Source organism: Flavihumibacter solisilvae (genome assembly GCF_000814475.1).
Taxonomy (GTDB): domain Bacteria; phylum Bacteroidota; class Bacteroidia; order Chitinophagales; family Chitinophagaceae; genus Flavihumibacter; species Flavihumibacter solisilvae.
Map to the genome: position 1 here is coordinate 159,178 of NZ_JSVC01000011.1, position 21,195 is coordinate 180,372.

20 protein-coding genes are annotated in these 21,195 nt (G+C 46.5%); 4 read left to right on the forward strand and 16 right to left on the reverse strand.

The features are described from left to right. Window positions 1-4 precede the first annotated feature (4 nt). Window positions 5-1,663 (forward strand): SulP family inorganic anion transporter, encoded by a 1,659-nt coding sequence (locus OI18_RS11010; protein WP_039139850.1) that lies wholly within the window; start codon window positions 5-7, stop codon window positions 1,661-1,663. 94 nt (window positions 1,664-1,757) lie between these two features. Continuing rightward, window positions 1,758-2,456, forward strand: a complete 699-nt coding sequence (locus tag OI18_RS11015) for a phosphatase PAP2 family protein (RefSeq protein ID WP_039139852.1) — start codon at window positions 1,758-1,760, stop codon at window positions 2,454-2,456. Between the two features lie 11 nt (window positions 2,457-2,467). On the opposite strand, the gene OI18_RS11020 is transcribed toward OI18_RS11015, so the two are convergent. After that, window positions 2,468-3,883 (reverse strand): alginate export family protein, encoded by a 1,416-nt coding sequence (locus OI18_RS11020; protein ID WP_039139948.1) that lies wholly within the window; start codon window positions 3,881-3,883, stop codon window positions 2,468-2,470. A 115-nt stretch (window positions 3,884-3,998) separates the two neighbouring features. On the opposite strand from OI18_RS11020, the gene OI18_RS11025 reads away from it, so the two are divergent. Continuing rightward, window positions 3,999-4,631, forward strand: a complete 633-nt coding sequence (locus tag OI18_RS11025) for a hydrolase (RefSeq protein ID WP_039139853.1) — start codon at window positions 3,999-4,001, stop codon at window positions 4,629-4,631. Window positions 4,632-4,664: 33 nt separating this feature from the next. On the opposite strand, the gene OI18_RS11030 is transcribed toward OI18_RS11025, so the two are convergent. From OI18_RS11030 to OI18_RS11060, 7 genes are all read right to left on the reverse strand, one after another. Beyond that, window positions 4,665-5,213 carry a YceI family protein gene (locus tag OI18_RS11030; protein ID WP_039139856.1) on the reverse strand — a complete coding sequence of 183 codons (549 nt, stop codon included), beginning with the start codon at window positions 5,211-5,213 and terminating at the stop codon, window positions 4,665-4,667. Continuing rightward, on the reverse strand, window positions 5,200-5,865 hold the full coding sequence (locus tag OI18_RS11035) for a YoaK family protein (RefSeq protein WP_039139857.1): 666 nt from the start codon (window positions 5,863-5,865) through the stop codon (window positions 5,200-5,202). The genes OI18_RS11030 and OI18_RS11035 overlap by 14 nt, the downstream gene beginning before the upstream one ends. Window positions 5,866-5,871: 6 nt before the next feature. Next, a complete protein-coding gene (locus OI18_RS11040; RefSeq protein WP_039139859.1) occupies window positions 5,872-7,254 on the reverse strand; it encodes an alginate export family protein in 1,383 nt (460 codons plus the stop codon). 8 nt (window positions 7,255-7,262) lie between these two features. Next, a complete protein-coding gene (locus OI18_RS11045; protein ID WP_039139861.1) occupies window positions 7,263-9,035 on the reverse strand; it encodes an amidohydrolase in 1,773 nt (590 codons plus the stop codon). 61 nt (window positions 9,036-9,096) lie between these two features. Beyond that, on the reverse strand, window positions 9,097-9,792 hold the full coding sequence (locus OI18_RS11050) for a hydrolase (protein ID WP_039139862.1): 696 nt from the start codon (window positions 9,790-9,792) through the stop codon (window positions 9,097-9,099). 107 nt (window positions 9,793-9,899) lie between these two features. Then, window positions 9,900-10,763 carry a helix-turn-helix domain-containing protein gene (locus OI18_RS11055; protein WP_039139864.1) on the reverse strand — a complete coding sequence of 288 codons (864 nt, stop codon included), beginning with the start codon at window positions 10,761-10,763 and terminating at the stop codon, window positions 9,900-9,902. A gap of 36 nt (window positions 10,764-10,799) precedes the next feature. Further along, a complete protein-coding gene (locus OI18_RS11060; RefSeq protein ID WP_039139867.1) occupies window positions 10,800-11,690 on the reverse strand; it encodes a winged helix-turn-helix domain-containing protein in 891 nt (296 codons plus the stop codon). Between the two features lie 107 nt (window positions 11,691-11,797). On the opposite strand from OI18_RS11060, the gene OI18_RS11065 reads away from it, so the two are divergent. Then, window positions 11,798-12,340 (forward strand): hypothetical protein, encoded by a 543-nt coding sequence (locus tag OI18_RS11065; protein ID WP_039139949.1) that lies wholly within the window; start codon window positions 11,798-11,800, stop codon window positions 12,338-12,340. Here OI18_RS11065 and OI18_RS11070 read toward each other — a convergent pair. The 8 genes from OI18_RS11070 to OI18_RS11105 all read right to left on the reverse strand — a co-directional run bounded on the left by OI18_RS11070 (window position 12,307) and on the right by OI18_RS11105 (window position 21,192). Next, window positions 12,307-13,197: a fumarylacetoacetate hydrolase family protein gene (locus OI18_RS11070; RefSeq protein ID WP_052273099.1), complete on the reverse strand. Its 891-nt coding sequence runs from the start codon at window positions 13,195-13,197 to the stop codon at window positions 12,307-12,309. The two genes, OI18_RS11065 and OI18_RS11070, sit on opposite strands and share 34 nt — an antisense overlap. A gap of 109 nt (window positions 13,198-13,306) precedes the next feature. Beyond that, window positions 13,307-14,965 (reverse strand): capsule assembly Wzi family protein, encoded by a 1,659-nt coding sequence (locus OI18_RS11075; protein WP_082037929.1) that lies wholly within the window; start codon window positions 14,963-14,965, stop codon window positions 13,307-13,309. 12 nt (window positions 14,966-14,977) lie between these two features. Continuing rightward, a complete protein-coding gene (locus tag OI18_RS11080) occupies window positions 14,978-15,739 on the reverse strand; it encodes a WecB/TagA/CpsF family glycosyltransferase (protein ID WP_052273101.1) in 762 nt (253 codons plus the stop codon). Continuing rightward, the gene (locus OI18_RS11085; RefSeq protein ID WP_039139868.1) at window positions 15,729-16,814 is read right to left on the reverse strand and encodes a glycosyltransferase family 4 protein; all 1,086 of its coding nucleotides are present in this window, start codon (window positions 16,812-16,814) and stop codon (window positions 15,729-15,731) included. The genes OI18_RS11080 and OI18_RS11085 overlap by 11 nt, the downstream gene beginning before the upstream one ends. Next, complete coding sequence (locus OI18_RS11090) at window positions 16,814-18,043, reverse strand: glycosyltransferase (RefSeq protein ID WP_039139870.1); 1,230 nt, start codon at window positions 18,041-18,043, stop codon at window positions 16,814-16,816. Before OI18_RS11090 ends, OI18_RS11085 begins: the two co-directional genes overlap by 1 nt. Beyond that, window positions 18,024-19,328, reverse strand: coding sequence for a hypothetical protein (locus OI18_RS11095; protein ID WP_039139873.1), 1,305 nt, complete (start codon window positions 19,326-19,328; stop codon window positions 18,024-18,026). The genes OI18_RS11090 and OI18_RS11095 overlap by 20 nt, the downstream gene beginning before the upstream one ends. Window positions 19,329-19,335: 7 nt before the next feature. Beyond that, window positions 19,336-20,406 (reverse strand): glycosyltransferase, encoded by a 1,071-nt coding sequence (locus tag OI18_RS11100; protein ID WP_039139875.1) that lies wholly within the window; start codon window positions 20,404-20,406, stop codon window positions 19,336-19,338. Beyond that, window positions 20,407-21,192 carry a class I SAM-dependent DNA methyltransferase gene (locus OI18_RS11105; RefSeq protein ID WP_039139877.1) on the reverse strand — a complete coding sequence of 262 codons (786 nt, stop codon included), beginning with the start codon at window positions 21,190-21,192 and terminating at the stop codon, window positions 20,407-20,409. It lies immediately after the preceding gene. Between the last annotated feature and the right edge of the window lie 3 nt (window positions 21,193-21,195).

Genomic DNA, 21,195 nt, shown 5'->3' on the forward strand with positions numbered 1-21,195 from the left:
GCCGATGTTCAGACCTAAGTTGCTTGACACCCTGTCACGTTATACCATAGGCCAGTTTCGTAAAGACCTGGTTGCCGGACTGATCGTCGGAATTGTTGCCCTGCCGCTGGCTATAGCATTTGCGATCGCATCCGGAGTTTCCCCTGAAAAAGGCCTGTATACAGCCATCATCGCCGGCTTTATCATTTCGGCTATGGGTGGCAGTAAGGTCCAGATCGGCGGACCGACCGGTGCATTCATTGTTATTGTGTATGGGATTGTGCAGGCACATGGCGTGAACGGGCTGATCATTGCCACACTGATGGCAGGCGTCATGCTGATCATTATGGGCATAGCAAGGCTGGGATCTGTGATCAAGTATATTCCGCACCCACTGGTCATCGGGTTTACAACGGGCATTTCCCTGATCATCTTTTCATCGCAGATAAAAGATTTCCTGGGCCTGGAAATGAACGAGCTCCCTGCGGATTTCATTGGCAAATGGAAGGCCTATGCCCATCATTTCAATACCATCAATCCTTACGCATTCGCGAACGCAGGAGCCACGGTTCTAATCATAATGCTGTTTCCCAGGATAACGCATAAAATCCCCGGCACACTGGCAGCAATCCTGCTGACCACCATTTCGACGCAGTCATTTGGACTCCCGGTAGAAACTATTGGCAGCAGGTTTGGTACCATCGCTACAGCATTTCCAACTCTTGCAATTCCGCAGATCGACCTTGCTACAATTAAAGCACTAATGCAACCAGCATTCACCATCGCCCTGTTGGGAGGAATCGAATCATTACTATCGGCCTTAGTTGCTGATGGAATGATCGGCGGGAACCATAAGTCCAATATGGAACTGTGCGCGCAGGGAACCGCCAACGTATTCTCTGCGCTTTTTGGCGGCATACCGGCAACGGGAGCCATTGCACGTACTGCAACAAACATAAAGAATGGTGGCAGGACGCCGGTTGCCGGTATCATACATTCCATCACACTGTTAGCGATCGTGCTGTTTTTCGGCCAATGGGCTGCGTTGATTCCCATGTCTACACTGGCAGGAATCCTGGTGGTGGTAGCATATCACATGAGTGAATGGCAGAGTTTCCGTTCTGTGCTCCGCGGGGCACGCAGCGACGCCGCTGTGCTCCTGGTCACTTTTATCCTGACCGTATTCATTGACCTCACTATTGCGATTGAAGTGGGCATTGTACTGGCCACCTTCCTGTTTATGCGCGATATGATTCACTACAGCAATGTGAATATATTGACCAACCAGGCAGCCATATTTCGCAATGGGAATGACAAAGCAGCTATTGCAAACTTTATCATCCCCCGTGATGTAGAGGTCTTTGAAATTACCGGCCCGCTCTTCTTTGGGGCAGCACACAAATTCAAGGATGCCATCAAGCTGGTCGAAAAAGCACCGAAAGTCCTGATCATCCGGATGCGACAGGTTCCTATTATCGATGCGACAGGCATCAAAACAATTGAAGAGATTCACAAAGAGTCAAAACAACGGGGAACAAAATTGATATTGTCCGAGGTCAACAGCAGCCAGGTGTTGAAAGAACTGAAAAACTCCCGGCTGCAATTTGCCATTGGCAAAGCGAATATTACGAGCAACCTGGCCGCCGCGTTGAAAAGGAGCAAAGCCATCATTTTACAACCCTGATGATTTATTAAATATTTCTAAAAATCGTGAGCTACGATGCACCCAAGCGCCGTAATCCAGAATTTCTACAGATTCCGGCGATAGCTATGCCGTAATGAATACATGGTCGAAACTCAAACCGCTTTTACCCGTTTTGTGTATACTTGTTTCGTCTGCTGCAGTGGGACAAAACACTGACAGTGTCAGGCTACGCACCATCCAGAAAATCAATTTCCGATCCCTTTATACACCTGCATCCCTTATTGTGGCAGGAATTATAGCCAATGGCGGATCTTCCGAATCGATCAAACATGAAGTAGCCGAGGAGCGAAATGAGCATCTCCCCAATTTCCAGACCCATATCGACAATTACCTGCAGTACTCCCCAATTGTCATTGCCTATGCGCTGGACGCTGCCGGCATAAAATCGAAGACAGATATTCTGAACCGGACTGCCATCTTAATAAAAGGCGAGTTAATGTCAATAGGAACCACCTCCCTGCTGAAAAATGCAACCCATCAGCTTCGTCCGGATAAGACCACTTACAATTCGTTTCCTTCGGGACATACGGCGAATGCATTTGCAGCGGCTACATTTTTATCAGAGGAATACAAAGACCGGCTTCCCTGGATGCCGTATGCAGCGTACACCCTGGCCTCCAGCGTGGGACTGATGCGCGTTGCCAATAATCGTCATTACATAAGTGATGTGTTGGTGGGCGCAGGCATTGGCATCATCAGCATGAAAATGGCATACTGGACGCACCAATACAGGTGGGGGAAGAAGAAAAAGGAGTTGATTGTACTTCCATGAGGCAACGGTTATCAGAATCTGACCTGTGCCACCAGGTATATCAAAAAAATAGTTTTTCCGCTGCTCTTTTCGTCGAGAAAAGATCCGGGCCAGAACCAATACGGGTTAACCAGGAAATTAAGATAGGCGTTGGGATCGTAGTTGAGATCAACACCAAGCTGATGCCCGATAAATGATTTGTCACTTCCGCCCGCGGGATACAACAGGTTTGGGGCGGGACCGTAAATACCATCACCATTGCTCAGCCGCCAGAAGATGTCGTAATCCGCACCAACAGTAATTTTTTTGCCAGGTTTAATTGCTATCGAGGGATGAAGATCAAAGAGATTGGTTGGACCAATCAGCCCGGGCAGACCAAAATAACCACCATTGGGAAAAAATGGGTTCAGGCTTTGCACCGAGCCGTCACCTGGCTTACGGTCGCCACTGATCAGTTCAGTTTTAAGGCCCAGTTTCAGTGCATGTTTCTGTGCACCCGGCATTACATAGAGGTTGGAGGAAACCGACCAGGCACCACGGATCCTGTTGTCGGCAATATGCCCGAATTGATAGAGACCTTCAAAATCGTAGGTCCACTTCTTTCCTTTCCCGAAAATCCGGGTACCGACCGTGGTGCGTTGCTCATGTCCTTTTACATCATTCCACTGACTTTGTTTCTTGTCCATAGCCAGGTAATACAACTCTATATTCTGCAGGAAGGGAAGGTCAGAAATTTTATTATGCCATCCCCAGAACTCAATACCCGGGGTAAGCACCCCATCATCAAACGCCCATTTTTTATCTTCCACGACGCGGTGATAAAAAACAGAACTCTGCCACGCATTTTTCCGGAACAACAGCCTCGCACCATCGAATGACCTTCGTACGTTGGGATAATCCCTTGCAGCAACCAGGCGTAAGGACCCGCACACCATTTCCTGGCGACCAACCCTGAGAATCAAGCGCTCAGGATCTTTAAGCAGGGAAACATCAGTGAAAAGCTGGTGGACTTCCAATTCATTATGTTCCACCGGCAACACCGTCACCTGGTCATTCCTGCCATAAACAAAACCACTTTGCAGTTGCAGAAAGAACCGAAACCTTGCTCCAATCCGAAGATCGGTATGCAGCAGCGCCCGGTTTACCCAGTATGTGTCTTTTGATATCGGCGCGTCACCCCATTTTTCATTCCTGGCCACAGTGAAACGCGTACGCAGATCTCCACCGATCGACAAATAAACATTGCCTGCTTTACTCAATGGCACATATTTAATCTTCTGGTACCAGGTACTCCCGCTATCAGTTCTCAGGAAGGAATAATCTTCTTCGTAACGAATTGGCTTAAAAGCGGGAAGTGATTGTGCGGTACAAATGCTGTACTCCAGGATCAAAGTGCAGGTGATCCAGATAAAAAAGCAGCAGCTACATGTCGGATTCCGGGTGTTCACGGATCCCACTTAGGTATATAAACGAATACTTCAAATCTACCTTAATTTCCCGTTAATGGGGGCCAAATAAATTTTAACTTACTTATTGATTTTCCCACCTTAAAATTTATTTACCATGAGCAGTATTACCCCCATCAGGGATCCCAAAACAGATCATCTGCTTTCGCCGGCAAATTCAGCGCTCATCCTTATCGACTACCAACCGCTGCAGGTAAATTCAGTACGGTCTATGGACCATGTAGAGCTGGTAAAGAACATCGTAACTGTTTCCAAAGTGGCAAAAGGTTTTAATGTTCCCATCGTTCTTACCACGGTGAATGTGGAAAGCGGAATTAACAAACCTACTATCAAGCACATCAAAGCTGTATTGCCAGACGTTAAAGAAATAGACAGAACCACGGTGAACTCATGGGAAGACAAGGAGTTCCAGGATGCAGTAAAGGCCCTAGGAAAAAAGAAATTAGTTGTCTGTGCTTTATGGACCGAGGTCTGCTTAAGTTTCCCCGCATTAGACCTGATTAAAGAGGGCTACGAAGTATATGCTATAGTGGATGCCGTTGGAGGAACTTCAACAATCGCCCATGAAACAGCTTTACGCAGAATGGAACAGGCGGGTGTACAATTAATTTCAGTTACACAATATGCCTGTGAACTGCAAAGAGATTGGAACCGGTTGGACACCAAACAGGTATTCTTTGATGCGTTGATGGAAAACGGATCATTTTTCGTAGAAACTTTGAGGTGGTAAAGACCAGTCCGTACCCTATTACAGGGAAGGAAGTCATCCGGGAATTCTTAATAGCTGAATATCGGCATGTAATTTCACTTCATCAGAAATGAGCACACCGGCTTTGTCGAATACCTGGTTCCATGTAATGTCGAAAGCTTTACGATCAAGTGTTGCATCCATTTCAAAACAGGCCTTGATATTGCCCGCAGGATCGGTCACGTTACCAAGGTAATTTGCTGAAAATACCAGTCCCTGAGTCTTTTCTTTAATAGAAAGTTCCCCGCTGATCCGCAGGCCATTGCCATCCCTCGTCACATCGCGGGAATGAAACTTTATGGTAGGATAATTTCGCGCGTCGAAAAAATCTTCAGAGCGAAGATGTTTATCCCTTTCGTCGACGCCGGTAAAAATTGAATTCGTATAAAACGTGAGCCAGATCTCGCTTCCCGTGAAGTCGTCGTTTACCGAGTGCACGGTTCCCTCTACTTCCCTGAACCAGCCGGAGACACTGGTTATCAAAAGATATTTGGCATCAAACCTGAACTTCGTGTGAACAGGGTCGATAGCCCATATTGTCTTTGTTTGCTTACTGCCCGGCATTTCGACAAATGTATGACAACAGGACCAACCCGGGTATACCTATTGCGGCCAGTCCCAAAGTTTTACCCAATAGCGCACCCAATAAACACCCGGCAAGAAAGCCGCCAATAGTTACCGATAGCTTTTTGAAACTCTCCCGGGAAGCGGCATCAGCATTCATCCCCTTTCGCAGAATATTCCCAAGATCTAAAGAAGCCTGCGTTACATTTCCTGTCATAATGGTTGTTGGCCCGAAGGTTTCTTTCGCGAATAACCTGCCGAAAGTATTTTGTAGTCCAAGTGCAAATACGGTGACCATCACGACAAAATACACACCCGGCATTATTCCCAGGAATGGTAATATCAATGCGACTGCGCCACCAACAAGCAGTAAGATGCTTTCAACCAGCAGGATCCTGTACTTCGCCAGGCTTCTTTCAGCCAGCCAGCCGCCAAACATCACAGCTGTTACGAAAACTGGAAAAGTGAGCAGTTTGATCCAGGAATCCTCAGTGCTGCCGGAAATCACCTGTGCAGCAAATACAATAAAGTTCCCGGTTACATGTGCGGAAAAAATAGAATCGCCTGCCACAAAGGTTACCGTGTCACAAAACCCACCTACACATGCCAGCAGGAAACTAATCCGCCCGAGATGATTAGCTGGTACTTCCATAAAAAATTAAAATTTAAACTGCACCGTTGCACCGGTAAACAGGATGTCCTTACCAGAGCCGACCTCCTTCAGGTAGCTGCCTGCATTAAACCAGGTGAACTCGCCCTGCAGGTATAAAAAATCATTTGCCTGGTAGCCCAGGTTGGTAGCCAGCTGGTTACCAATTTTAGCTTTGCCGGAGTTTCCGTCAGGATAGATCAGCGCTACGTTCACGGCATACAATCCATCATTCTTGCTATAACGCCAGAACATGTCATAGTCAATGCCAAGGTTAACTTTGTCAGTAAGTTTCAACGATACGGACGGATGCATATCAAGCATGTTCGCAGGGCCGATCAGGGCGGCCAGGCCGAAATAAGCACCCCGGGGAAACAAGGGGTTAAAGGTCTGTAGTTTATTATCGTCTTTATGTTTGTCGCCACTGATCAGTTCGGCCTTAAACCCGATCTCAGGCTTGAACCTGGCTTCACTGAATTCATAGGAAGTATTGATGGAAGCAGTCCACGCGGAAATGGTTTTCCCTGCAAATTTTCCAAACTGGAATAATCCCTCCATATCATACTTCCAATCGCCATTGCTTTTCCACAGCCTTGTACCAACGGAATGCCTGGTCTCAGTGCCGCTGCCATCGTTAAATGTTGCGTTTCTTTTCCACAGACCTAAATAGTAAAGATCAATATTATGAACGAGGGCCATTTTGTTGCGTACCAGGTAAGCTCCCCAGAATTTGACATTCTTGTTAAAGCCATCATCGAATATGCCGGGCTCCGCCTTCACGAAGTGACTATAAAAAGCGTCTACCCGGTAATCGCCCGATGTGAGAATAGTACGCACCGCATCGAATGACTGGCGGTTATTTGGTCCTTCCCTGACTGAGACCAACCGTTGTGAACCATACATCAGTTCCTGGCGTCCCAGCCGGAAAGTGAGATTTGTTTTCCCAGAAACAACAGGACTGACATCAACAAATGCCTGGTGCAATTCAAGCGGGTTTTCATCCACCGGGCTGGGATCGATCCTGCTGTTGGCCAGGCTGCTTTGCAATTGCACAAAGGTCCTGAAATGTTTCCCTACATGCAGATCCGCGTGACCCAGCCACCTGGTGAGAATGTACCCGTCATCATCCTTGGGCGCATCTCCCCAGGCTTCGTTTTTGGAATAGAAATACTGGAACCTCACATCTCCGCCATAGCCCAGGTATGTATTTCCGTTAGCCGACAGTGGCAGGTATTTCATCCTCTTGTAAAAATCAGTCATCGAATCCTTTTTCAGCCAGGAATAGTCCTCATCATACCGCAAAGGTTTGAATGCCGGCAGGTGCTGTGCCCGGGCATTTGCAGAGATTATACTTACTACAAGCGACAGAATAAAGATCCGATGTCGTATCATCTTTTAAATTAATGCTGGTATTCGCCAAACTGTTTCACGGGGCTCCATTCCGGTACAACAGGTAAGGCCGCTGGTGCATAGGCTTTATACGTTTCGTCACCATAAACGACTTTTCCATCTACGATCGTCAGTTTGGATACAATTGATTTGATCACTTCTTCCTGAACCGTTAAGTAATCCTTGTCAAGGATCACCAGGTCGGCATAGTACCCGTTTATGATCTTACCCTTTGATTTTTCCTTAATAAGGTCATAACCACCTGAGGTCAGCAACTGCAGGGCCAGTTTCCGGTCCAGTGTATTTTCCCTGGCCATCACCTGGGTTCCGCCTACTGTTTTACCCGTTGTGATCCAATACAAAGCTATCCATGGATTGTAGCTTGCCACGCGCGTTCCATCAGTACCCAGCCCCACAGGCAGTCCCAACTCCAGCATCTTCTTTACCGGAGGTGTTGCCAATGCAGCCTGCTTTCCATACCTCTGGATAAAGAGTTCACCCTGGTATGCCATCCGGTGCTGGATGGCGATTCCGCCGCCCAGCGCCTTAATGCGCTGCAGGTTGGTTTCGCTCACGGTTTCGGCATGATCAAAGAACCAAACCAACCCGTTAAATGGTGTTTCCTTGTTAATCGCTTCCAGTACATCGAGATCCCTGGAGATACTTTCGTTATACGTTGCGTGGATGCGGAAAGGCCAGCGTTTTTTAACCAGAAGGCTAACAACTGCTTTCAGGTTGTTTTCCATTGAAACCGGGAGCTCCGGTCTCGGGAACAGGAAATTCTCAAAGTCTGCAGCATCTGCCACCAGGTTCTCGCCACCACCGGAAACATGGTAATCAATTTCATTTTTGCCATTGCTGGTGTGCCTGTCAATTTCCACCATGCCGGTCCACCGCGTATAGTCATTCAATTCGGATCCCTTCTTTTGTGCAAACAAAAAATAAGGCAACCTCACGGTGATCTTCCCGGCCTTATTCAAAGAATCAGTAATGGCATAGTCATCCGGGAAATTCTGGAAGCCACCACCGGCATCCATAACCGCAGTTACACCCAGGCGATTGAGTTCTGTCATGTACTGGATGGTCGAATTGATCTTTTCATTATTGCTGAGTTCAGGAAGTTTTGCCAGGGTAGAGTATAGTATGAACGCGTTGGGCTCTGCGACCAGCAGCCCGGTCGGGTTGCCCTCGCTGTCTTTCTGGATGAGTCCACCCGCGGGATTTGGGGTTTCTCCATTGATCTTGAGTTTCTCCAGCCCTGCCTTATTCAGCCAGGCCTTCCCGTAGAGATAGAGGATAAAAGTGGGAACCTTACCAGTTGCTTCATTGATCTCTTCGATAGTGGGCAGTCGCTTTTCTTCAAACTGGAACTCGTTCCAGCCACCCACAACCCTGATCCACTGTCCTTCCGGGGTATTCCGGGCCTGCTCTTTCAGCATTTCCAGTGCCCGCTTCAGCGTGGTGACGCCGTCCCAGCGAAGTTCTGTATTATAAAATCTTCCGCCGCGGATCACGTGCAGGTGACTGTCGAACAAGCCAGGAATAACCCGCCTGCCCCCGGCATCAATGATCTTTGTCTGCCTGCCTTTCAACTGAAGAACCTGTGCATTGGACCCGGTGCGTACAATCCTGTTACCCGCAATCGCCACTGCCTGCACCTCCTCATTGTCATCAGCCAGGGTTGTTATCTTCCCGTTTGTAATGATGAGATCTGCCTTCTGGGCGAAAACATCCAGGCGCCAAAAGGAAAGAACAATGAGAAATAAGTATATGAAATGTTTCATGACGAAGAATTTAAAAGGGGCAGATGCATACCTGCCCCTATAGACATTATTTCAGGATCTTTTAGTGATTCAGCATTTCGTGTGCATACTGGATTCCTACGCCGTATGCGCCACCATATTTCTTCACCAGGTCGGTAACGGGTTTATATGTTTCGCTTCTTGCCCAGTCCCTTTGCAGTTCAAGCAGGTATTGGATGGAAGTCATGGTTTTAACTCCTGCCTGTGTCATCCGGTTGATTGCCATGTCATGCGCTTCCTTGCTTACATCGCCGCTGGCATCAGTTATCACATATACATCATAACCGTCTGCTTTAGCTGATAATGCAGGTCCTACGATACATACACTTGTCCAGAGACCTGCAAGTACGATCTTCTTTTTATTCTTAGAGGTAATGGCTTTGTGCGCATTTACATCTTCCCAGGTGTTCATGGTTGTACGATCGATATAACTGCCGGCAGGATAGAATTCAGAAACTTCCTTGAGTACGGGACCACTGAAACTCTTTTCAGCAACTGTAGTTACCACAGTAGCCACATTGAAAATTTTGGAGGCACCGGCAACGATAGCCGTATTGTTCCTGAGTTCGTCGGTAGAGATATTCTTAACGGCAAATACCATCTGGCTTTCATGGTCAATAAGCACCAGGGCATGGTTGGTTGGGTTTAGCAGTTCCGGCGAAGGTTTTTGGGCTGTAGCTGTAAGAGCAGTAGCCATAACTGAAAGAATAACGCCAATTGTTCTGATCATCTTTTTCATAACTGAAAATTTAGCTTGTTGTTTTATGATTTTGATGACACAAAGCTATTACGACGTTATGCCCTGCACAATTGACAAACACAGGATCGTGTTGTACAAATCATCGATCACAGGCTTTTCCTGAAGTCGGTAAAGCTCTGCCCCGAGGCATTTTTGAAAAACTTGCTGAAATGGGCAATATCATCAAAACCCAATTGATAAGCCACTTCTTTCATGGAGAGGTTGGAATAGGCCACCTGGCGTTTTGCTTCGAGGATGATGCGTTGCTGGATATGGTGACTGGCAGTATACCCGGTGATCTTCTTAACCACTTCGTTCAGGTAATTGGGCGTTACAGCCAGGTCGCCGGCATAATCCGTTACCATGCGTTTGCTGATATAATGCTTTTCCACTGATGAAAGGAATCGTTTAACCAGGGTTATATTCTTTGACTGGGATTCCTCTTCGTTTGCCAGTTCGAACTGGCGGGTAAGGAAAATGAGGAAGATCTTCATGTAACCCCGGAGGATCTGCGATCGCAGGAGGAAATAGTTGGAATACTCCTTTATCATTTTTGCGGCGATGTCGTCCATTTCTGTTGCGGACTCCGGGTCAATTTTAATAACGGGCGACTGGCAGTAAGTACTGAACAGCCCGGCATTGAAGAAGAGTTCAAAATTCTCATCCATCAAAGCCATAAACTCCGGCCGGAAAGAAATCACATACCCATCAACCGGGCCACTGCTTTTGAGCTGGTGCACCTGGCCGGGACTGATACAATAAACAGTACCGGGCTGCAGGTCGTATTTGTCGAGGTCGATCAGGTGAACACCGGAGCCAGACTTCAACCAGATGATCACAAAGTAATCGTGCCGGTGAGGCGCAGAATTCTGCTCCCAGCGGTTCTGGTCAATCCATTGCATAGTATGGATCTCAAAAGGCATCCCGGGTGAATCGCGGCTGAGGGAAAGTATGGGAGTTGTGGCTGACATTGGTCCTGCATGCAATATTGGAGTCGAAAGATCTTCTTAAGCGCTGATTTCAAGCTTATATCCCTTGCCGCGTATAACAACAAGTTTGATATTCGGATCAAATTCCAGTTTTTTTCTAAGTTTTGATATGAACATATCGAGACTGCGGCCTACTATAACACCTTCATCTTCCCAGATCTCTTTTTGTAGCCGGCTTCGCTCTATAGCCTCGTTAGGAGACAACGCAAAAATACGTAGTACACGGGTTTCAGTCCTGGTCAGGTCTATGGTCGTTCCATTTATCATGAGCTTACGGGTCTCCGCGTCGAACGACATCGACCCTAAAGTGAATATTCCAGTATGCTGACTGCCAGGTAAGTCCTTCCGCGACTTGACAGGTCTTAAAAAAATAAATCCCACAAATGCTAAAACTGCCAGGCTGCCCAGGAGATATCCATTCTTTGCTGTAATTATTCCTGTCGGTTTGAATTTAATATTAATCATGTAACACGCTATGGGTTGCCTTCTTCCTTTACAGGTTACAATATCATCTTTCTTATTTTTTGAGATAGCATATCCATAAACTACACTGGCATTGGCACAGTTCAGTACGTTAACAACATAATCACTTGCGAGCGGGTCTTTGGCTAACAAACGCTGAGTAGTATTCACCAGGGATTCGGGCTGAAAAGTAAACTCATTCTCAAAACTGATCTGGTATTCATTTTTGGCGATCTTTTTTACCGGTAGTACCCGTGATACACTGTCGCCCGACTGAAGGAGTATTTCATGCCCGATCCGGCGGAGCAAAATTTCCCTCCTGGCAAAGTCAAAGTCATCATTGCCGGTAATACTAAAAGCCACGCAAATTATCGAGATAAGCAATAGTATAAATAATCCGCCCATATGCTTACGTTTCAGGCGCAGGAAATTTCTTTTAACAAGCATAATGTCAAGATATATTTACAAAGTTTACACTATTATTTACGATCCAGGTCCCCCAGGCTGAAATGAATCAAAGTATTTTTGTTGCACCTGTTAAACCTACAAAAAATATGAAAAAAGTTATTTATGCGCTGATCTTATCGCTGGTTGTGGTAAGCGGACTAGTATTTGCCAATCGCGAAATCAAAAATGAAACTCCTGAAAAATCAACCCCAAAGCCACCCGCTGCTGCTGAAATGAAAACCGAAAGGGAAAAATGGGAGGCTACTCCAGGTGGTATAGCGTACACAAAATGGAAAGCGTCTCCCGAAGGTCAAAAAGTGCTTTCCGCGTCTGCTAAAATAGTTAAGCATACAAGAGATTCTACCAATATGGAGGCAATTGTAACCTCTCTTTCTCTTCCGCCAGGCTCACGATTAGGTTTCGGCGTGATGGTCAGGATTAATGGTGAAGATTACATTCTTAGTTTTGGGCTGGAAGAGTCTAATGAATTTCAGCAATTGCATAGCCTGAAAGTTAACGACAAGATAATTATAAGAAGCCGTAGTGTATCGCACGCGCCCAAGTATGCCTATCCAATAGTATCGGGCGACTATGTAGAACGAGATAGTAAAATAATCTATAAACGTGCCCCTCGCAAAGGCGGTTGCTGAGTAGAGTTGTCTTTCCGGGTTGATATGGTGTTCGCCAACATGCCGATACCGCCGATTGAAATTTCCACCCGATCCTTTTCCATCAGTGTAAAGTCATTGGGTGGAACCAGGCAGGTTCCTGTCATCAGGAAGCAACCATCAGGAAAAACGCATTCCCGGAACAGATAGCCTGCAAGTTCATCAAAGCTGCGTTTCATGCGGTTTAGTGTAGTGCTATCGTCGTACAGGCAGGTCCCGTTTCTCAGGATGCGCATAGCTATTGTTGTTGTTAAGGGCAATGGCTCAGCCGGAACATACAGGCATGGCCCGATAGCGGCAGACTTTTCGTACACTTTCGCCTGCGGCAGGTACAAGGCATTTTCACCCTCAATACTGCGTGAGCTCATGTCATTCCCGATGCTGTATGCCTGGACGCTCCCCGCAGAGTTGATAAACAGCGTACATTCCGGCTCAGGTACATTCCAAGCAGAATCACGCCGGATGTTCAACTCCTGTTCATGACCCTGAACCCGGTGTGGCATCGATTTAAAAAAGAGTTCCGGCCTGTCAGCCTGGTAAACCTTATCGTAAAGATCTGCCCCACCCGATTCAGCCGATTCTTCTTTCCTTGCGTCGCGGCTGCGCAAATAGGTAACTCCTGCCGCCCACACCTCCTGGCGCCCGACGGGTGGGAGAATATTTTCTGTGCAATATTTTAACGCGTCTTTTTCCGATATAGCACCTGCATTTTCTAAAAGGGCAACAAGATGATCGTGGAGATTGTTGCGATTGATCAATTTATCCCAATCCTGGTTGACCAGGTAAAACTGTTCCTGATCTTGCAGAATAATTCCTTTAGTGGTTTTAAATAGCTTCATGACCAGTTATTTATATTTTGAAAGCGCGGAGAAATGCGGCAGCTTGTACAAATAAAAGGCAAAACTTACATAATGACGGGAATCGTCTTCAGTATCGGCGAAGGTCCAGTTAGAAAAGGTATGCGGTCGACAACCCGGCAAAAACATTATTTACGTTCTTGCGACCGTCGAGCAATGATGCCGGGTTCTGTTCGTAACGCCACTGGTAGTTAAGTGAGCGCACAAAAGACAGGTTGGCACCGAAGAGGAATTGCCTGTAGGTAAATGTTTTGGTTGCGGTGAGTGAGAGATCGACCCAATGACTGTCGTAGTTCTGCATGGAAGTGAATGCCCGGTAATAGAAGTCATTGTTGCGCGCAATGCGCTCAAAGGTGAAACCCAGTTTGCGGATGCCCCTGTTCCAGGCAATGCCAAGAGTCTGGCTATTGCTGCCGGGACCGATACCGGCGCCCATTACCTGGCCACGGTTGGTGTATCCATGACGGGTCTGGTAATGTGCATACCAGGGTTGAACGGCCCGGAGCTGGGAAGTGCCGGGCGATTGCAGGTTGGCCATTTCAAACATCAGTTCCACGTCTCGATCCTTACCGTTTTTAAACAGTTTGCGGAAACCAATAAGATAAGCCCGGCTGTGTTCCGGCTCCAGTGCAAGATCTGTTGCATTCTGCGAATGGTCATTGCGGCCATATTCAGCATAGATCTCGGCCTGTTCTTTTTTCAGCACCCAGCGGAAGAAAAAGGACAGCAGCTGGTCGCGCCCCAGTCCCACATCATCTTTAGTGCTTCCTTTAAAAAAGGAGGTAAAGACGGGCAGGTAGCCGTACATGCTGCGGGGCAGGTCTTCGTTGTATTGGTAGAAGGAACGGGAAAATCCGAGGAAGAGGCCGTTCAACCATTTAGGCTGCCAGGTGATCACAAATGCATTTATGTAGCGGTCGCTTTCCGGTTTCGGGATGTAGAGAGGCTGGCCTTCGAAAGTGCGGCCAGTATCGGGAGGTAGAATCCCGGAATTTTTCAGGATCCCGCCAATCACCTGCCATTCTATATGTCCTACCGGCGTTTTAACCGGCGCTGTCGAATTGAAGGTGATATGACCGAAGCCCGGGGCATTGTTCGACATCACCAGGCTGTTGCGCACCCCGGGCCCCCACCACAGGTTTTCGGTTGAGTATCCCAGTGAAAGTTTTTTATAATGGAGCCTGACGCTCGATTGGCCCGGGAACAGTTTTGTATACACTCCACTGCCATAACGTTCGGGGTTATCGATATCGTTCAATACTGAATAGTAGTGTTTCCACATACTGTCGGTATGGGTAACCGGAAATGTTTCGAAAGGCTTGTTTTCTGCGAACACGAATTCAGGCTGCAATTGCACAGAAAGCCAACCGACTGAAGCATAGACACCAGCAGACAACCGTGACTGGTAACCTTTTGCCGGGATCATCGACCCATCGTTCCAGCCGTAGGGGTGGTGAGTATTGTATTGCTGGTCGAGATTGATGGGAAGCGGCCTGAATGAGAAACGATTGCTCTTTACAGATGTACCCTTATGCGAAAATGGTTCATTAAAGGTATCCCATTGAGTTTCTTCATTAGCGTGCAAGGGGCGGATCATCAATGATGAATTGCTGTCGCGTTGCCCCTGGAGTTGCTTAATACGGTAATAGTTTTCAAGTACTGAAGATGTTACCGGCAGCGTCTGTGCCATGGTAAAAACCGGCACCGTGGCCAGCATTGCAATTACTAATACGCGAAACCAAAGACTCATGACCAGCTAGATTTATTTTCCGGTGAATTTATATTTCAACACCACCATAAAAAAATAGGGCAATTCAATTATGTAACGTTTCCAGACTTTCTTCGGCTGAACAAAAAGACGCCACAACCATTCAAACCCATTATCAGTTACGATGCGGGGACCTCTTTTTTCAATCTTTGCATACCAGCGAAACAAAGCGCCTGCTCCGATGACAACTTTGGGGCGCAGCTGTTCACGATGCTCAAACGCCCATTTTTCCTGCAATGGCATTCCCATCCCGGTAATTAATATTTCAGCTCCGGATGCATTAATGTCATTGATCACCCGATTGTTTTCGTCACTCGATTTACTAAAGAAACCATTGTTATAGCCGGCAATCCTGAGATTGGGAAATTTTTCACCCACCATTTCAGTAAAACGCTTTACCACATAATCCTCATCGCCAAGAAAGTATATGCTCACTTTCTCATTTTCGCACATTGCGAAAAGTTCGTCTATCCAGTCCGGTGGGGTCATTCTTTCGCCGAGGCGAAGGCCAAGCATTTTTGCACCAAGTTTCACCCCAAAACCATCACAAAAAACTATATCAGACCTGTTCAAAATATTCCGGAAGGCCTGGTCTTTAAAGCTCAGGTGGTACGCATGAACATTTACATAGTTTACCAGGCAGGGACTTTGTGAACCGGTTTTTTTAAGGACGGATGATACGTAGGCCAGCAGTTCCCGGACATTGGTAATCGTAATATCCACTCCAAGAAAACTGACCTTATTCTCAAGCTTCATATTTCTCAATTGTTTTTTTATAGATTTCAAGAACCTGTTCAACAATATAACCGCCGTTATATTGTTGTCGTACTGATTGATTAAGACGGCCTCCGATTTGAGATTTTAACGATGGGTCATCATACAATCTTTGTATAGCTGCCAGGATTTCTGCGGGATCTTCGGGCTCTACATGAATTCCGTTGATTCCATCCTCAATATGTTCAATAAGTCCACCCACTTTCGCCGCGATCACTGCCCGGTTAAAAAAAGCTGCTTCGATCGGTACAAGTCCGGCCGACTCCATGCGGGATGGAACCACAATTACATCAGAAGCAGCATAGATCGTTTCAAGGTGTTGTGTTTCGTCGATAAAGATGATACGGTCATCATTTTCCAGGGCAAGATCCCTGAGTTTTTGTTTTTCTCCGCCCTTACCCACCAGGATAGTGCGAATGTTCATGTCATGCATCATAGTCACTGCTTTGAGCAGCAGATCAAACCCCTTTTCATGGTGCAACCGGCCTATCCCGGTCACCACAAACTGGCCGGCGGAGATACCATGTTCCTTTTTAAACGCTGTTATCGTTTCGGCTGAAACCGAAGGAAACTCACGTGGAATATTTGGAACGACTTTGATCTTGCCGGAGTTGATGCTGAAATAATCGACCAGGTTATTTTTTACTGCATTGCTGACACCGATGACATAGTCTGATTTGAAACTCAATGATGCTTTTCCATAGATAATCGCATGGCATGTGGTTACAGTAGGGATCCGCAACAAACGTCCTATAGCCACAGACAACAATTCAGGCAGGCGGTGATGACTATGGATCACATCAACCTTATACTTTTTAATTGTAGTGTAAATAAGCCTTGAAGCAGCAACAAGGTCTGCGGGCTTTTTCCGATCAGGGTAAAAAGGCATCATCACGTAATCCATTCCAGCCTCTTTGAATTCACCGGTCATAGTTCCACCGGGACAGCCCAGGATGATCCTGTGACCCTGTTCTTTCAGTCCGCGGGCCAGGGAAAAAATGCTCCTGGAAATACCGCAGCAATAATTGAACTCTATGCTTAAGAAGAGTATTGTCATTAAGCGGTATTTAGTTGTTCCACTTTATTAACGATCATGTTTGCCAGTGAAACATCGCGCTGTATCCGCGGAAAAATATTTTGCGACATCAGGCGACGCGCATTCTCAGCGAGCTTTTGCCTCAATTGCTGGTCCGTTACCATATCCCGCATTGCTTCAACAATACTGGTTGTGTCGCCAGGCTTACAAAAGAGGCAATGTTCCCTGTCTTTCACCAGGAAGGGAATGCCACCAACGGGGGTAAGAATTGTCGGCACCCCGAGTGTGAAACATTCATATGCGACCCTGGGAAATCCTTCGCTATAGGATGGAAGCACAAAAAATGCACTGTCGGCAATTTCCTGTTTCAACCGGAGGGCATTTTTCACCTGGCCACAAAATACAACCCGGTCTCCCAGCCCGTTTGAATCCACAATATTCCTAAGCTCTTCAAGTGCCTGGCCACTGCCGATGATCTTGAGTTTATATTCACTGAATTTTTCTTCTTTCGAAAGCACAACAAAAGCATTCACCAGGTCAATGATTCCTTTTGCATGTCGCAATTCGCCACAATACGTAATGAACTTACTCCTTTGTTGTGATCCTTCTACCGGCACAAGATCCGTAACACCCACATTCATCAGAGGTGGCGTGAGAAAAATTCTGCCATACATTTTGAACTGTTCGAAATACTCGTAAGAAGAAGTTATGGTGTAATCGCTTTTTTCTACAAGGGATGTGATGTACCTGTCAATCCGATCTGACATGAATCGTTTGATCACCCTCTTAATTCCTTGCTTCCTGGTTTCATATTGCTGTTCCCGGCCATAGTAGCCCCCGATATATATACCCAGCGATTTCTTCCTTTTAAGTTTCATTACTACCCAGGCACTAAAAATGCCAAGTGGTGAAGGAAGGAATACGAAATAATGTTGTTTCGCTCCAGAGAAGCGCAACAATCGCCAGATCAGCCTGAAGTTATTAAGGAAAAAGGATCCGGTTGCGGTATCGGGTGTATTGCCTGGCGCAAGCGTGAAGTTGATCTGCCTGCTAATGGGTTGCTCGTTCAGGAAATCAAAGCCCATATCACCTTCTTCAATAAAGCCGGCATAAACTTCAGGATTTGAAATATAACCTGCCAGCTCCTCATAGAAGGCTGCATAGTTTTTCAGGCAATAGATCTCACCATCCTTTCCCTTTGCCACATTGCCGATATGCACTACCCGCATGTTATATTTCCTGTCTTGCACTTTTTCTGATTGGGTTAAAAAAATATGAGGCAATAAACATCGCCGGGAACATCAGCACGGATTCACTCCAATTTGAGTATGGGGTAAAGAATCCCTGGAAGATCACCAATCCGACAATTGCAAAAAAGGCGATGCGAAGGTTGGCTTCCAGGCGGCTCTGCGGAACAGCCTGCCGTACGCCATTCACAATCAACCATAAGAGAACGCTAAACATAATAAAACCCAGCCAGCCATATTCAGCCAGGAGCGACGACCAGGTGTTTGTGCGGAAGAGAAACCCTGAGTTGTTCAGGTTTTCCGTAGAGAATTCAATATCGAACTGGTTGGAATGGATACTCCCTTTCCCTTCTGCCACGTCCCGTCCTGCAGCGATCCACCCGTACTGTCCTGCTCCAACGCCTCCTGCAAGCCGCAGCGGTGAGGCAGTGATTTCCTGGAACGCAATTGGCCAGGCCGCCACCGGTCCCAGGTTTGGTAATCCATGATTGATGGCAATCAGCAGCCTTCCTCCCGAATCTCCTTCCAGAAACTGACGCACTTTGAAAATGCCTGCCAGGAATATTAACACCAGGCAGGTATAAAAGGCATTACGTTTCAATTTTGTCCAGTTACCTACCACATGCTTCATGAACATGCTGGCTAGTATGATCAGGGTAAAAAAGAATACTTTTTCATTACTGGGCAAAACTGAAAAGGCGATCGAAACTACCGATACTAACAGGCTTGTAAACTTCCTGGTTGTGACATAATCGTAAAAGAAAACAATCGAGATAATAGAAAGCCAGGTCGCAAAATTGTGAGCATTCGCAAAAAAACCACTGATAAAATCTTCGAAGTAAAATGTATACGGCAATTGCAAAGCAAATGCGATAAATACACTTGCCCCTATGAATGCAAGGAATACCTTACTACCCTGCTCCAGGTGTTGTTCCTTAACTCCAACAATTGCCGAAGAAATAAAGAGGAGAAAAGGTACGATCCGGATGAACAGGTCCTGGAATGCAGAAGCAGAAATATGATTCAATAATATTCCGCCGACACCAATTAAGAAAAAGCCTGAAAACGCCAGTATCACCGGCATCATTTTCCGGCGAAAGTTTCCGGCAATCAGGTAGAAAGTAATTCCGGTAAGCGAAAGAAGCTCCAGCATCCGCACTTCCCTGGGGATGCGAAAAATCCGGACAAACTGTTGAGTAGGCACGTTGTCGAGCATTCTCGAATTATCGTAGATCAGCACCCAGTAGACGGCCAGGAAAAACAGTATGTTCTGAATCAGTCGCTTCACGGTAGAGTTACTTCGCCTTCATTTGTGACCGAAGTTTCTGCATCAGCCATTTTGGATCACCAAGGCGCATCATCTTGCGCCAACCATTGTGCCTGTAACTCCGGATAGAGCCATTGTAAAGACTTTTTTTGTAAGCTTTTACGTCGATCTCGGCCGGTTCCCTGTTAAGCAGTGAGTTAAGGCCGTCTTTATATTGGCTTTCAACAGTGCCCTTCCCAGTAATGTGTTTCCACAGCTCCAGGTGTTTAATGGCATAGTCTTTCCAGGTCCAGTCAGCCACCGCATTAAGAAGTTTAAGTCTTTCGCTGCTGATTGACCCGAAAATCGACTTCAGCTCTTCGATAGTATTGAAAGAGTGTGTAATTCCGTTTGTGGCATCAAGGTGAAACCCTTGCGGCGTTACAATCGTTTTTACACCGGCAGCCAATGCGTCGATAAAACCCATAGAGCCTTCGTCCTGCCCCGTATAGAGATAATAGTCGAAGGACGGCATGATCTCTACATATTTATCGTACTGAAATGTATCGTGGTAGGTAACGTTTATACCCAGGTTCCTGATGGACGCGATGATACTTTCCCAGCCCGAACCCATTATAACGAATTCGAACAGCGAGGGATCCAGTGTTTCAGCCAGTTCAAAAATCATTTCTTCGCGCTTACAGCCGGTAGGTTGAACTTTACTGGTTATACCGATTACGGTACGCCGGGGTCGCATTACATTATCATGGGCAGCATTGACAAAACTAAGCCTGTCTGCAGGTATGCCTATTGCGATCAGTTCATCCATTGTTCCTTTAGACATGCAGATGCCGAGACTTGCGCGTTTCAACTGGTTCTTCAGCCTGACTGACTTTGAGATCTCATCTACATGGGTCACCATCAGTGTATCCTTACTGTTAAGGTCTTCCGGCATGCAGTAGGTGAAAATCAAATGATGGTTGATATCAGCCGAAGGATCAGGCACATTGGCAATATCTGAATCAACACCAAGCTTCAGAAGCTCTTCGTTCATCCGGCGGGCAAACTTGCCCAGGATCCAGGCATTGACATCCTCGTAAGAAACGATCCGAACTCGCATTTAACTGATTTTTCTTGTTACGATACTAATGTTCCAATCGTTTGCCTGAACAGGTTTATCAGGTTGCATGAATGGGGAAACATAAAGTACTTCGAATTTGTGACTTTGCAGGAGGTTCATCATCTCTGCGAAATAATAATAATGGAGGTGATGCGTCTCTACAAACTCTGATACTCGCTGGTCGCCTTCAAAAAAGCTGCAGGTGAACTTTACGGTTGCCGACTGGGCAACAAGATCAAGTGAGGTTTCAGAGACTCTTATTAATTCGGTATTGTCTTTCTTTTTCCGCAACACTTTTACGGGCGAATAAAGTTCTGTGACAGCACATCCATTCCAATAATCAAAAACAAATATGCCGTCCTTTTCCAGCAGGCCGTGAATATTCGAAAGCGCTTTACTCTGGTCGGCATAAGTTGTCAGGTAGTTGAATGCGGAGAACATCGAGATCACCACATCAAAACGCCTGTCGATCTTATGAGCTTCCTGGAAGGAATGATTGTAAAAACTTACAGGGCGGTCAAGAAGAATCGCCTTTTCACTGGCGATATCAATCATTGCCGTTGCAATGTCACTTCCACAGAGGTGACCATAACCTTTTTCAGAAAGTTCAAAGAGGTGTTTCCCTGTTCCGCAGGCAAGGTCTATCAGTGAAGCCGCGCTTTTTTCCTTGGGAAGGTACCGGCTCAACAGCTCATCGATGTAGTTTGCCTCTCCCTGGTAGTCCTTGTCTTTATACAATAAGTCGTAATACGCTGCGTAATCAACGAATTGTGCATTTGTTGCCATTTC

Coding starts and splice junctions, on each gene's coding strand:
- OI18_RS11035 (WP_039139857.1), bottom strand. CDS start 5,865: ATGGAAGTACCAGCTAATCATCTCGGGCGGATTAGTTTCCTGCTGGCA.
- OI18_RS11030 (WP_039139856.1), bottom strand. CDS start 5,213: ATGCCGGGCAGTAAGCAAACAAAGACAATATGGGCTATCGACCCTGTT.
- OI18_RS11080 (WP_052273101.1), bottom strand. CDS start 15,739: ATGAAGCTTGAGAATAAGGTCAGTTTTCTTGGAGTGGATATTACGATT.
- OI18_RS11070 (WP_052273099.1), bottom strand. CDS start 13,197: ATGAAGCTATTTAAAACCACTAAAGGAATTATTCTGCAAGATCAGGAA.
- OI18_RS11010 (WP_039139850.1), top strand. CDS start 5: ATGTTCAGACCTAAGTTGCTTGACACCCTGTCACGTTATACCATAGGC.
- OI18_RS11060 (WP_039139867.1), bottom strand. CDS start 11,690: ATGCTTGTTAAAAGAAATTTCCTGCGCCTGAAACGTAAGCATATGGGC.
- OI18_RS11045 (WP_039139861.1), bottom strand. CDS start 9,035: ATGAAACATTTCATATACTTATTTCTCATTGTTCTTTCCTTTTGGCGC.
- OI18_RS11055 (WP_039139864.1), bottom strand. CDS start 10,763: ATGTCAGCCACAACTCCCATACTTTCCCTCAGCCGCGATTCACCCGGG.
- OI18_RS11065 (WP_039139949.1), top strand. CDS start 11,798: ATGAAAAAAGTTATTTATGCGCTGATCTTATCGCTGGTTGTGGTAAGC.
- OI18_RS11050 (WP_039139862.1), bottom strand. CDS start 9,792: ATGAAAAAGATGATCAGAACAATTGGCGTTATTCTTTCAGTTATGGCT.
- OI18_RS11040 (WP_039139859.1), bottom strand. CDS start 7,254: ATGATACGACATCGGATCTTTATTCTGTCGCTTGTAGTAAGTATAATC.
- OI18_RS11025 (WP_039139853.1), top strand. CDS start 3,999: ATGAGCAGTATTACCCCCATCAGGGATCCCAAAACAGATCATCTGCTT.
- OI18_RS11100 (WP_039139875.1), bottom strand. CDS start 20,406: ATGCGAGTTCGGATCGTTTCTTACGAGGATGTCAATGCCTGGATCCTG.
- OI18_RS11085 (WP_039139868.1), bottom strand. CDS start 16,814: ATGACAATACTCTTCTTAAGCATAGAGTTCAATTATTGCTGCGGTATT.
- OI18_RS11075 (WP_082037929.1), bottom strand. CDS start 14,965: ATGAGTCTTTGGTTTCGCGTATTAGTAATTGCAATGCTGGCCACGGTG.
- OI18_RS11105 (WP_039139877.1), bottom strand. CDS start 21,192: ATGGCAACAAATGCACAATTCGTTGATTACGCAGCGTATTACGACTTA.
- OI18_RS11015 (WP_039139852.1), top strand. CDS start 1,758: ATGAATACATGGTCGAAACTCAAACCGCTTTTACCCGTTTTGTGTATA.